At 43.1% G+C, this 13,108-nt stretch carries 9 protein-coding genes; 1 reads left to right on the forward strand and 8 read right to left on the reverse strand.

The window, feature by feature from the left end; translation table 11 throughout:
- Nucleotide 1 precedes the first annotated feature (1 nt).
- The 8 genes from PVK79_RS20040 to PVK79_RS20075 form a co-directional block, all read right to left on the reverse strand.
- Entirely contained in the window at nt 2–2,161 is a 2,160-nt protein-coding gene (locus PVK79_RS20040; RefSeq protein ID WP_257324185.1) for an ATP-dependent RecD-like DNA helicase, read from the reverse strand.
- The gene (locus PVK79_RS20045; protein WP_232601847.1) at nt 2,158–2,595 is read right to left on the reverse strand and encodes a VPA1267 family protein; all 438 of its coding nucleotides are present in this window, start codon (nt 2,593–2,595) and stop codon (nt 2,158–2,160) included. The genes PVK79_RS20040 and PVK79_RS20045 overlap by 4 nt, the downstream gene beginning before the upstream one ends.
- The gene (gene gmtX, locus PVK79_RS20050) at nt 2,595–3,272 is read right to left on the reverse strand and encodes a gamma-mobile-trio protein GmtX (RefSeq protein ID WP_034823168.1); all 678 of its coding nucleotides are present in this window, start codon (nt 3,270–3,272) and stop codon (nt 2,595–2,597) included. Before gmtX ends, PVK79_RS20045 begins: the two co-directional genes overlap by 1 nt.
- Nucleotides 3,272–5,935: a gamma-mobile-trio integrase GmtZ gene (gene gmtZ / locus PVK79_RS20055; RefSeq protein WP_257324187.1), complete on the reverse strand. Its 2,664-nt coding sequence runs from the start codon at nt 5,933–5,935 to the stop codon at nt 3,272–3,274. The genes gmtX and gmtZ overlap by 1 nt, the downstream gene beginning before the upstream one ends.
- Nucleotides 5,935–7,392 (reverse strand): gamma-mobile-trio recombinase GmtY, encoded by a 1,458-nt coding sequence (gene gmtY / locus PVK79_RS20060; protein WP_257324188.1) that lies wholly within the window; start codon nt 7,390–7,392, stop codon nt 5,935–5,937. The genes gmtZ and gmtY overlap by 1 nt, the downstream gene beginning before the upstream one ends.
- Nucleotides 7,393–7,554: 162 nt before the next feature.
- On the reverse strand, nt 7,555–8,358 hold the full coding sequence (locus tag PVK79_RS20065) for an outer membrane lipoprotein-sorting protein (protein ID WP_257324189.1): 804 nt from the start codon (nt 8,356–8,358) through the stop codon (nt 7,555–7,557).
- A 12-nt stretch (nt 8,359–8,370) separates the two neighbouring features.
- Complete coding sequence (locus PVK79_RS20070) at nt 8,371–10,704, reverse strand: efflux RND transporter permease subunit (RefSeq protein WP_257324192.1); 2,334 nt, start codon at nt 10,702–10,704, stop codon at nt 8,371–8,373.
- Nucleotides 10,705–10,776: 72 nt separating this feature from the next.
- On the reverse strand, nt 10,777–11,214 hold the full coding sequence (locus tag PVK79_RS20075) for a hypothetical protein (protein ID WP_257324193.1): 438 nt from the start codon (nt 11,212–11,214) through the stop codon (nt 10,777–10,779).
- 663 nt (nt 11,215–11,877) lie between these two features.
- Between PVK79_RS20075 and PVK79_RS20080 the strand changes: the two genes are divergently transcribed.
- The gene (locus tag PVK79_RS20080) at nt 11,878–13,056 is read left to right on the forward strand and encodes a hypothetical protein (RefSeq protein ID WP_257324194.1); all 1,179 of its coding nucleotides are present in this window, start codon (nt 11,878–11,880) and stop codon (nt 13,054–13,056) included.
- The last annotated feature ends 52 nt before the right edge of the window (nt 13,057–13,108 follow it).

Genomic DNA, 13,108 nt, shown 5'->3' on the forward strand with positions numbered 1-13,108 from the left:
GCTAACCCAGCAGCTCTTTCAGATAGCTATTCCGCTTGTGAGAGTGACTAGGTGCCTCGGTGATCTGCTTCATATCATCGCTACTACCAACGATATGGATTTCACTTTCAGCTCTCGTGATTGCCGTATAGAGCCATGCTCTATCTACTATTCTTCCATTTTGCAGAGCGATGATGATGCGTGGAAACTGTGACCCTTGAGCTTTATGTAGGGTGATTGCGTAACCCAACTCCATGCAGTCGAGAACGGATTGTGTTATCTCGACCTTTTCACCTGTATCTAGCGTCACTTCACCGTAACTATCACCAGAAGGTTTGGCGTTGGTTAGCATACCAAGTGAGCCGTTCTGAATGCCTTTGTCGTAATGATTCTGCGTAAATAACACCTCATCATTCATGCGAAGTGGCAAAAAGAACTTGTCACCATTAATTTCAAACTCAAGGCTGTCACTGTTTGGGTTGACCGCTTGCTGGATGAGTTTATTGATTTCTGTTACGAGCGCCTTGGTTGGAGCCATGACACGACTGCTTTCAGGAGATTCTTGGTAAAGTTCGCAACAGACTTTGGCAATGTCTGTTTTACTGGTTTCGTGAAAGTGTATTGCACCTGTGCTTAATTGGTCAGGCATCACACCTTGATTGATGAGTTTTGAGTATTCGGGGATACCCGTTGAACCTTCCTGTCTCTTGACGATATCTAGCATGGTATTAGCCACCGTTTTCGCTTCAACGATGTCTGCCAACACCTTGCCGCAGCCGATGGGTGGAAGTTGGTCAGGGTCGCCAGTAAATATCAATCGTACAGAGGGATGAGTGTGATTAACAAGGCGATACATGGTCGGTAAGTCAATCATACTGGCTTCATCTATTACCAGTAAATGCTTTGGCTGGTCTGAACTTGGCTCAATAGGCTCTCTACGTAATAACTTAGCGATAGTTGAGGTGATAAAGCCAATTGACTCATGCAAGCGCATAGCGGCTCTGCCACTCAGCGCGACCGCATGTATTTCAAATCCCATTTGATGGTAGGCTCGAAGTGCGGTTCTAAGTACCGTTGTTTTACCTGTGCCAGCTCCGCCCGTAATACAGCTCACGGCGTTATCCAAACACGTTGTCACTGCTTCAATCTGCTTCTTGGTTAGCTCGTATGGTAATTCACCAACCGAAGAGCAATATGCAGAATTTGCAACTTCGTCATAAAGGTTGTTTTGATTAGCTAGTGCTTTAAGTCGTTTGGCAACGACATTTTCCATCAGCAGTTGCGCCGTTGGATGGTAGGCTCCTGTGTCAGGATTTAAAATATACTGAGCTTTATCATGACCTGATTGGAACGCCTGAGTGACCAGTGTTTTGTCTTTCAGTAACTTGTTGAGATAAGGGCGCACATTGGCATGAGTGGTATAGGTGTGACCTTTTTCAATTTCTTTGCGAATCGCGGTTTCAAGTGCGGCACTTAGTCTGCGGTGATCACAAGCTGTGATCTTAAACTGGTCAAAATTAACCAGTTTATCGACATCCGTAAACGACATCCCAAACCCAATAAGGACATACGGATTTTGTTTAATAGCCTCAATGGACTCTTCTCCATGATGCTTCAATAAGCGCTGCTGAATACTTGCTGGTATCTTGTGTTCGGTCATCCAGTTGCAGTAGGCCAGATTTTTATATTTGGCGTAACCTTCAAATAACGCATTGATAGAATCTTCACTCAGGACACTTCTAAGGCGCTCTCTTGATTCACGAGTGTCTTTTCCAACCGTTGGGTGAAAATCCTTTCCTAACAGTTCCCAGAGTGCTCTAGCTTTACTTTCACCGATACCTTTGAAATCACTTTCTCTGGCAATAAAGCGAATAAGCTGTTCACCCGTTTCTGGCAGGCTGCATTCGATGTGTTCTGGTGATTCATAGGTATGCTGCTGCATCACGTAATCACCCGTTTCCATTTCTTCTATTAAACGATGGCCTTTAACCGACCAGTGTTGACCGAGGGCTGGTTGAACGGGGATGGCATCTGGATCAGCTTTGATGGTGACGTAATACTTGCCACTGTTAGTTTTGTATGAGTTTTTTTTCAGTGGCACGCCACTGAATATCACCATTTTGGTAGAGCTGTAAGGAATACTCGTGACACGCATTTGGTCTTGATGGAGTGCAACATTCATCGTGGCATGAACCCCATTTCTGACAAGGTTTCATTCAGTTCGCCAAACCGCTCTAGTTTACCTTCCAGCTCTTTAACTTTGGCTTTTAGCTCAATGTTTTCAGCCTCTAAGGTCGATACTCGTTTTGAGTCGAGCAGCTTGCGATTAGCCGTGTTGTCGTATTGCTTTGGTTTGTCAGCATTGCTCTTTGCAGATTCGGTCAGTGGCGGGAGTATACCTTTATCACGCAGTTTGTCTTCTAATGCCTTGAGCGCTTTTCTAAGCGCTGGATTTTGGTTAAGGGCAGACTTGCCGCAACCGACCCCTTTTGCTACTTCGATGCGGTTGAGCTTGCCTTTAAAGGCGATCTGCTTAAAGTCATCATCAGTTTGAGTGGCTTGCCATACTTCAAATGCTTCGAGGTTCTGCTGCGCTCTTTGCGGACCGTTCGCCATTAATCATCTACCTCACCTAACAACTTGCGTAGACCTGTCGCAAAGCCTCTAGGGAATATTTCTATGTTGTATTCCATGTCTTTTACTTGGCCAGCTTGTGTGGTTTGCCAGTTATGTTTTTCCATACATTCGTCAGAGATAGCGTAGGCTAAGGCTTTCTTCTCGGATTCGGTCAAGATGCCAGATAGTGAAGGCAAGACTTCAACACTCGGCTCTGCGCTTGCATCAAACTGACGTACAGGACGCTTATCAATGGTAATATTCGCGTGCTGTTTTAGCAGATTAACCTCTTTGCGATAACGGTTGCGCTCGGCAATAATCTGACCAAACAAAGCCCGTACCGCAGTGTCTGGAATACGCTCAAGCAGTTTATTATCCTGTGGAACAGACTTAGAGCGTGAGGTTGGCGATAACGGCTTTTTGGTGGTTGTTTTGCACTTTGCTGCCCATGCTTCAATCAAGGTGCGGTAGTGCTTGTTTTTGGTTGCTCGTAACGCTTCGTAACCTGGGCCACCCTCTGCTGCTGATACTCGCCCCATTTGTGTAATGGAGAAATCACGCTGCCCCGATTCTACATAGGCTTTCAGGATGTCGTTAAGCTTATCTAGGTTTTTTTGGGTTCTTGGCACTTTGTCGTCTTTTAAGTCAGCCAAGATGATATCAATATTAATGTCCATTAACCCTCCAAGAGCGCAGGTTGGGTGAGATTTTCTAAGCGCAAGGACTTATCCGACAGTGCATTCATGCCAGCGTTAAATAGCTTGTGATTAGACAGGTACTCACCCGCTTCGATGTAATTAGCCACTTTACGGTAGCCTTCCATTTTATCGTCAGGGTCGGCTATCTTTGCCATTTGGCGTAGCATGGCATTACCAGCGATTAGCTGCTGTTTCTCATCCATTTCCATAAAGATAGGCTCAAAGCCTTTCTTTATCAGAGCACGACTAAGTTGGCGGGAGCGCTTTTCAATAGCGGGCGTTTTACGAAGTTCATCCTGCAAGTCAGGGAAGAATTCGGCATCGTCACATAGCAAGGAGAGGTGTAAAAGCTCTGAGTCGGTTTCGATAAACTTCAAGGCGTAGCTGATATCTTGCTCCGCACCCACGGCAATCAGCTTATCTTTGGTGTCATCCTCATTTCTGGCTTCCTCGACACGAATGATTTTGCAGATTAGCTCGAAGCACGCTATCCAGTCTTTTGCGTACTCATCCGCTTCGACTTGCTGCTTCTCATGGCGGCGTTGCAGCGTCTGTAGCTCACTGTGTTTGGTGAAGGGTTTACCTTGCTCTTCACAGAAGAACTGCTCGTCTTTGAGTGCTTCTAGCTCACCTTCGATTTCAACCGATAGGTTAGCCGCTTGGTGCGCCTTGTAACTGAGTTGATTAAACTGAGCATTAAGCGCTGGCAGGTATCGCGCCTCAGTAATAAACCAACGGCAACGAATGCAGTTTTCAGGGCCATGCGGCACGCTGTCATAGATGCGATTACTGGCAGCACTTGAATCTCTAATCAACTCACCGCCGTTCCAGCACCCGCCCAGCGTACTGACTTCATCGGATTTTACGGTGTTGCCTCCGACCAAACATAAGCCAGCTGAACGCTCCTCCCAGCCGATGGGATTACGGTTAACCAGTGCTGCCTGAATACTGTCTTCTTTGTGGTAGACCATTTTGCATTGAATTTGCGCTAGTGAGGCATCTTTGAGGAAGTTGCGCACTGACTGCTTGGCTTTACCCTCAAGCTCCCCTTCGGCTTCACTCATTTTTTCCGCCATCACGGACGGGGTGATTTTGTTGTAGTAGATGGTCATCAACAGGCGTGTATGCCCTGCTAGTAATTTAGAAATCACAGGTAGTGGCAATTGCGTGTCCATCGTATACGCCGTGATGAGCGAGACACGCAAACTGTGCAATGGAAAGTGTGTCGCAACCTTCGAGCTTTCAGTAGTTCCTTCTGGATAATCCACTACTAATTTTAATCGTTCTCCGTTATCCAAGGTATTACCTTGCTCTGCGAGGTGATTTTCTAATGCCAATAGGAGTCTATACCATAAAAACGCAGTAGATATATCTTGGACTGGCTTGTATTTATCCTCACCATTTGCTGATGCATCACGAAACAGAAACGCAATCTCGCCCATACTTTCTAGCTGTTTTTTCGATTTTTCCTTGCCAATGTGCTTTTTGAGTAGGGTGGTGCAATCGGTAGGTTTTGCAATCGGATTGTATTTTTCTTGCCAGTTGCGCAGTTTTTCCAGCCAATACAACACTTCTTCGTTTTGCCAAGGGATGATGTAACCACGCTCCAGTTCATCTTTGTTCTGGTCGGCGGTCTTGTTGGTGTTGATATACAAGCCTGTGGAATACAGTCCTGTCATAGTGTCGTGAATGCGGCGGAAGATACCTTTCCCAAATGGGCGTTTTTCGTTACCAAGTGCAAAATCATGCTGAGTGTTTACTACCCACTGACCGTTTTCATAGCGCCATGTATCCGCTTCACCGCTGTCTAGCATCCACACCTGATAGGTACGCAGTGGTAGGTGGAGCTTCATGAAAATCACCATCGCTTTGACGGGCGACCAGATTTGATGAACGGTGATTTTATTACCTTTGCGAGTCACTTCTTTAGTGCGCCACACGCAATCGGGGTCGGTTTTATCAATCAAGTCAGGCTCGACCTCGAACCAGTCGCCACTTTGACCTGCTTTGCCTTGCCCTGTCTGCTCTTGTGCCCATGTCCAATGCTTGAAATGGCGGTAGTGATAGCTAGGCAGTAACGACTCGCCTTGTGGTAGGTTTTGCTCAATCACCGTCAGTTCCGCTTTATCTGGCAATGGACACAGAATTTGGCGCAGGTCTTGGATGTAACGATACGGAAGTGGGTTACGTACGGTTTCAGTGTGTGAGTCTTGCCTCTTAATTTTGTTCAGCGGATTGCGAACCAGTGGTATTAAGTTGCCGATATCATCTCCTTCAGATAGATGATGCTCAATGACGTAATTAATGAAGTCACAGGGGTAGTTGATAGATTTTGATACTCTGGCGGGGTCGTTAATAGTTTTTCTCACAGTAGCTTCTAGCTCTTCAGTGGAGCAGATATGGCCATTGTAGCCCTTAAAAAACAGACCAATATCAGTTGCATAGGGAGCGTACTCCAACAGGTAGGACTCAAAAAAAAGGCTCAACGCGGAAAGCTTGTGGTCAACTCCCACATGCTGTGTCGCCATCCACTCAGCGGCTAATTCCTGCCATTGCTGCCACTCAGGGCCAAGGGTGGTGAGCATCCATTTAAACGTTAAGTCCGATGAGCGCCCGTCACGTTTCTTGACTTTTTTTGCCATTATTTACCTCGTAATTTCGGATGCTTGCCTGTGAAATAGCCTTGCGGGTCAATATCGTCAAAACCGTGCTCGACCAACTCTTTCCAATCTAGCGATTTTACTTTGGACTCAGGATTTGCCAGTTGTAGCGTGGCCTTGTTGAGTTCATCGGAGATTTCCTGCTGCCCTTTACCTGTGTAGGGAACTTGAGACTCCAGTGATTTATGGTGCATACATCGTCGTATCACCAACGGGTTAAGTCCTGAACGCTCTAAGCGTCTGCCATAGCTATGACGATGACCGTGCGGGTTTAACCCTTCCGATTTGCTTGGCTCTAAGCCAATGCGCCTTAATCCCGCCGCATAGCTTTGGTGAAACGCATTCAAAGTGTATGGGTTTCCAAGGGCGCTGTGATGGAATGAAATGAACGCATAGGGGTGATGGCAGTCAATACTGGCTCGATATTTTTGGTAGCTCTTCCACAGTGACATAAAAACCTTGCCATAATCCGTTGGAAACCACTGAACTTGTATGTAGTTATCTCGATGGTCTACAACTCTTGTTTTCCAGCCAACGTATGCCGTGCCTTTCATTCGTTTGCGTGGTATACGAGCGTATTTTTCTTGTAAATAGGCTTCTCTGGTTTTTGTCCCTGAGCGACTACGCCAACCTTCGGGTGCTTTACCATCGACTTCGTTGTAAATTCGAACTATCGCTTTTTCAGGGTCATACGGATCTTCAAGTACATCAGTCACCCACAGCATAATAGCTTCACTTTCACGCAAACCGCCACCGTGCATCAAGAGCAGCATAAGCTTATCTCTCAGCGCAACTCGTGGATCTTTTGCTCCGCCAATACCATCTTTATAGAATGATTCCCAATGCTTATCTGGGAATGCTAAAGCATCGTCTTCGGCTTTCGTCAATGGAGTGCGTCCTTTCATTGTGCGAGCTTTACGGATGGTTCTATTAACGGTTTTATCTTCAATATGCCCAAGGAAGTCATTTTGGTTTTTTCGATACCATGCCGCATAATTCAAGCGTTGTTCATGAGGTGTGGCATCTCGCAAAGGGTTCATTGACTCTTCGCCAAGCTTGTTAGCCAGCCAATCAGTAAATGCCGTTAATCGATGAATATGTTTATTGACGTTATCAGTTGAGCTTGGCACCCAGTACAAGCCAGAGGGATCTAAACCATCTTCACCGATGGTGCCTGTGTAAAGACGCTTAGCAAAGGTTTGGAATAGCATTTTAGGATCTTCAAATAATCCTTTGTTGGCTTCCATGTAATCCAAGAGCAAAGAAGTGGCTTGTATAAAACCATTCATTAAAGCATTACTAGCACCATCAGCTTCCATCTTTAGCAAGTAATCGGTAACTGAACCAACTTCACCTTGTTCGGTGATTAAGATGGGGAGCTGACTTTTAATGCCAGTATTATCTTCTACGATAGTTGCTTTGACTTTAACCGATGACAAGGTTCATTCCTTTATACACATCAAACATACAATACACTATAATGCTAAAGTGTTTGTTGTCAAATAAAAAGGCAGATTTCTCTGCCTTAATACACAATATACATAGTTCAAGGTACTATATATAACAATTGGGCGCCTTTAAGTGTAAAGAAAGTTAACTATCTATCGTAAACGTTTCAAGGTATTTTGACTGAAGTCTTGCTCATTTAACCCTGTGCTAAAGCGGTAGTTTGTCATTAACAACACGGTACTTTTACCATTTAGATGGTTTGTCATTTCCAACTTATCTGGACGCCAGAACTTCCCCTGATATCGCTTGTAATCTGTTAACTTTAATGTTTTCAATAAACTGTCTTTACGGTCGTAATATTCAGTTTTAATTGGTTGATACATTTCTTTATCTAACCAAACAACTTGACGTGGATAACCCGAGTATTTATCTACTGGATAGTATTCTAAAACAAAGCACTCACGATCTTCGGCTATTTCATCGCGTAAATACTTGTATGTGTATTTCTCAACTTCAAACGAAGACATATCTTCGTATGAAAATTCACTGCCCATAAACGGGCCAGACTTATTACGCGACGAAATACGCTTGGTGCGTTTTAACGCCGGTAAGTAGAGCCACTGATCGTCAGGCTCAATGGGGTTGGAGAAATTTAAGAAAGCAGTGCCTTTTACATCACGCGGTTCATCAAAAATAATCAGGCTTTTATCACCTTCATCTTTCAACTCTAAATTTTTGCTACGAATCGCTCGGCGGCTTTCTTGACCATGCTTATTGCGCAAAATCATTTCCACTTCTGATTGAGAGTCACCCCAACCACTATCCAATTTTTTGGCTTTTTTCGCAATGCGCAAGCCTTTTTCTTGGGCAGCGATATCAGTGCTCTGCACACTATAAGCTTGACCACTGATGAGTAATGCCACGACTAATAATTTAGATAACATAGGTTTAAACATGTGTGTTTCTCCTTAATTTTGCGTAACTATGCCGCTATTTTCTTCAACAGGCTGTGGATCTTTTCTTATTTTGTCTGCTGCAATCAATAATGATGGCAATAATAAGAAATCAACAAGTAAGGCAATCACAATGGTAATTGCGGTCATCACCCCCATGTCTGCATTTACACGATATGTCGATAAAGCCATGATCAAGAAACCTGCAACTAAAACTAGCGTAGTAAACCACAATGCAGGTCCCACACTTTGAAAGGTATAATGCACAGCTTCTTCCGGTGACATGTTTTTCTCTCGCCGCGCGGTTAAATATTTGCTCATAAAGTGCACCGTATCATCGACCACGATACCCAATGTCATACCAATAACAACCGATAAGCCAAGCCCCACCTCAGCTGATAACAGTGCCCAAATACCAAATGCAACCCCAGCTGGAAGAAGATTTGGCAGTAAACTAATGACACCATATTTTACCGATCCCATCACCATACCTAAGATGGGTGAAATCAACAAAAGCGCCAGCACAGAACCTAAGAGCATGCTATTAATGTTCTTTTTACTAACATGTGCAAACATCAGTGAAATACTGGCAGCCTCTAACTTCAACTCGGGATAGTTTGTCGCAAACCATGTTGTTGTTAGTTCCTCTAACTCTAATAACTCATAAGTAGGCATATTTTCCAGCGTTGCCACAACTCGAGTGCCTGACTTGTCTACATTAATTTGGTTATTAAGATCTAGACCAACCGGTAAAGACATTTCATATAATAATAAATATTGTGCTGCCAGCTCCTTACCCTCGGGTAATTTATACCAAGCAGGGTCATCCCCGTGCATATTTTTGTTAAGCCGTTTGAAAATATCACTGAGCGTATTTACATGATCAACTTCAGGTAACGTGCGTAGCCATTCACTGAAGTGATCTATTGCCGCGATTACTTTAGGATCATTGATACCATTAGCAGTGCCTGTTTCAATAGAAAACTCGATTGTATCGACACCACTTAGTTCCTTGCCCATTAATTCAGTTGCCATTCTAAATGGGACCGACTCGTCAAAAAACTCCACGTATCTATCGTTTAACTCATTACGCGGGATCAAAAACAATATAACCAACATTGCACACAATGTACTGGGTAACAAAATGCGATAGTTCTTAACCACAAAATTACTGACACCAGCCATTAAACCAGAGTGCTCTTTGACATCTTGTTTAAATGGTCTGATAGGTAAAATAGCAAGCAAGGCAGGGAATAATGTCACTGAAAACAAAAAGGCCATCATCACCCCAAATGCCACCATATTACCTAAGTCTTGAAACGGGGGGACATCCGAGAAGTTCATACTTAAAAAACCAAGGGCTGTTGTAGCACTGGTAATAAAAATAGCCTTTAAGTTATGTTCTAAGCTGTTATAAATCGCCTGTCGCTTATCAAACCCTTTTCTCATTTCATGAAACATGTTCGCTAAAATGTGAACACAATCTGCCACCACCACTGTTAAAATCATAATTGGTGCAGCTGCAGAGGGCGGTGTTAAATAAATACCCAACCACCCAGTCACGCCCAAAGTAACCACAATCGCAACAATGGCAATCAATAAAGTAGAAATAGTCCCCGTGATAGTGCGAAGTAAAAGGCCAATCGCGACCATAACAATCAGAAACATAAGCGGCATTAAAGTGTTATTGTCTGCAAGTGCCGCCTCAGCAAAGGCCACATCCATCATTACAAGACCGGTTAAATGAATTTCAGTATTAGGATACTTTTCAAGTAAATCATCGCGGATCTGGCGAACAAAAGTGCTCACATCAGTCAACTCTTGTTCAGCATTAGTACCTGGCATTTGCACCGTGACATTCACTAGGCTGACATGGCCTTCAGTAGAGATCAGGCGTTTCGCAAGTAAAGGTTCATTAACAGCGATAGCGCGAATTTCTTCAATTCTTTGCGTATCAAGTACCTCAGGGTCAAGTACCAAATCTTCAACAATGAGATCATCACCCGTTGCAAAAGTGTGCTGATAGTTAGTAATAGAATCAACACGACTTGAATAAGGTGTTTGCCAAGCTTGCTCCGTTAGATCGTAAATTAAAGAAAGGTTTTCTTTGGTAAATACATCCCCGCTCTTTGGCACTATCAAAAATGCGACATTATCGCTTTGGGAATATACGGCTTCCATTCGGTCAAATGCTTGTAATTGAGGGTTGCTTTCTTCAAAGAAAACCCGGCTATCACTTTTAAAAGTTAGATAGCCTGCTCCCCAACTTGTAGCAATGATAAACAGCAAGCTTGCTAGCAGTGTTACAAAGGGTCGACTGACCCCACTCTTTAATATAAATTCACGCATTGCACTCCACTCCATTTAGAATTTACCTTGCGGTTTTAAAGTTAAAACACACCGACATAAGTAATTAGAAAGCTACTTATACAGTGTATTTTCGAATTTTTTAAAGTGCTCATTTTTCTCTACGTTGAATGCAACATGGAAAGGGCGAAGCGTATTGCCAAACAATCCTCTATCAGCCATTAAGTGCATCCACGGAGCCAATAAAACGTAATCAAAGCCGTAAAAATAAACCCAAGCAACAGAGAAGGCGGTCCAAGTCAAATAACTGTGTGATGTGTTGTAAATGATGTAGAATATTTTGGGAACATTCTTGTTAATATACTTGTAGTAAACCATGCCAGGGTAAAATCCAAAGAGGTCAATTCCCCAAAATAGTGCGTTAAATAAATACCAATTTATACTTTCGTAGTTGAGAGCTGCGACCCCAGCCATAACAATGAGCAATACAGAGTGTTCCATCCGAACAAGGTTATGAGTATTCACTGTCTCATATTTATTGTTAATATCCATGTAACTTTTCCTTAGATTATTAGTTACTTTTTAAATGTTACATTACTCGCTTATTGATTGTAAATACGACAAACACATCTAAAGACGATAAATCATACTAAAGTTGAATGCGAAAATTCATTATAGATTCAAAGTGATAGGAGAAATAAAAGTTGAATTAATTGCGTTTTCCACATGTGTTTAGCAACCAATCTGCCGAGCCAAATTTGATAACTTACTCACTAAATTCTACCCATATACGCCAACTTTTAAAGCACAGCAGCACTTTACATAAACGCTAAATAAAATAAACTTGTCCTGCATTTATAACTAGGTAATATTGCATTTCTATGAATAAAAGGAGTAAAAAACAACACCATTAGCTAGCATTTTTGGCTGTGCGTTAGGCTATTCTGAACTCACAATCTACGTATAAAAAACTGTATTTCCTTACATTTAATGTTGAATAAGTACCCAGTCACTCTCATAGCCCTTTATAAAAATTAGGGGAATTGACTCTAGATAAAAAAGGTGCAAAGATTCCGCTGCGTTTTATTTCACGTAAAAAATAAACCGAGCGAAAGAGTGCAAACTAACCATGACACGCTTTGGATTCGCTAGCGATATTTTTCACTGCGTGGAAGGCTAACACCTAAACGACTTCAAGGATGTAACATAATTAATATGAATACGTTAAAAAAGACCTTACTATGCTCGCTATTTGTACTACCTAGCCTTGCTCAAGCTGTCGATATTGCTGGTAAAGTAGGTGCACAAAGCCGGTTTTTCACGCACGATGAAAAGCTGCAAAGCTCTTTACTCGTAGAGCCTGAACTCTACTGGAGCGATGAAGAGAGACGTAACAGCTTCACTTTCAAGCTGTTTGCACGTTATGACGCGTTAGACGACGCGCGCACCCACCTAGATATTCGAGAAGCATTATGGCTCCATGTCGGTGATAGCTGGGAATTTCGCGCGGGTATTGGCAAAATATTTTGGGGTGTGACCGAATCTAACCACCTCGTTGATGTTATCAACCAAACTGACCTAGTCGAATCTATCGATGGGGAAGAAAAGCTAGGCCAGCCCATATTACAAGGCACTATTTTAAGAGATTGGGGTGTACTGAGTGCATTTGTACTGCCTGGTTTTCGTGACAGAACGTTTCCCGGCATAGATGGGCGGCTTACTGGTCAAATAATCATTGATACACACAATCCGCTTTATGAGGATAATGATAAAAAGGATCATTTTGATTATGCTCTGAGATACACTAACTCAATCGATATTTTTGATTTTGGTCTCAGCTGGTTTAAAGGCACCAACCGTGATCCACACATGGTGTACCAATCGCTAGAAAATAATCTTCACCAACCGTCGGCTATTCCTTTATATGATCAAATGCAACAATTTGGCGTCGATGCTCAAGCTACGATCGGTAATTGGCTATGGAAAATAGAAGCCATCGCCCGCGACGATTCGATTGGCAACGTTGGTGCATTTACCGCCGGATTTGAATACACCATGGTCGGTTTCGTAGACATCACCGACCTTGGCTTGCTTATGGAGTATAACCGCAATTCACGAAATGAACGCTCACCATCACCGTTACAAAATGATATTTTCGTGGGTGCACGATTGGCGTTCAATGACGTACAAAGTTCACAGTTATTAATTGGCTATACACAAGACTTAACGGAATCGAGCTCAAAAAGTGCGTTTATAGAAGGTAGTCGTCGTTTGGGTGAATCATTGAAACTCACTTTAGATGTGCGACTCTTCACAACCGACAATCCGACTATGCCACTCTATGGTATTAGAAATGAAGATTATGGCTCAGTAACGCTGGAGTATTATTTTTAAATTATTAATTTAAAAATATGCATACCAAAATAAACAAACCCAACCGCGATGT

This window comes from Pseudoalteromonas rhizosphaerae (assembly GCF_028885455.1).
In the GTDB taxonomy this organism is placed as follows: Bacteria; Pseudomonadota; Gammaproteobacteria; order Enterobacterales; family Alteromonadaceae; genus Pseudoalteromonas; species Pseudoalteromonas rhizosphaerae.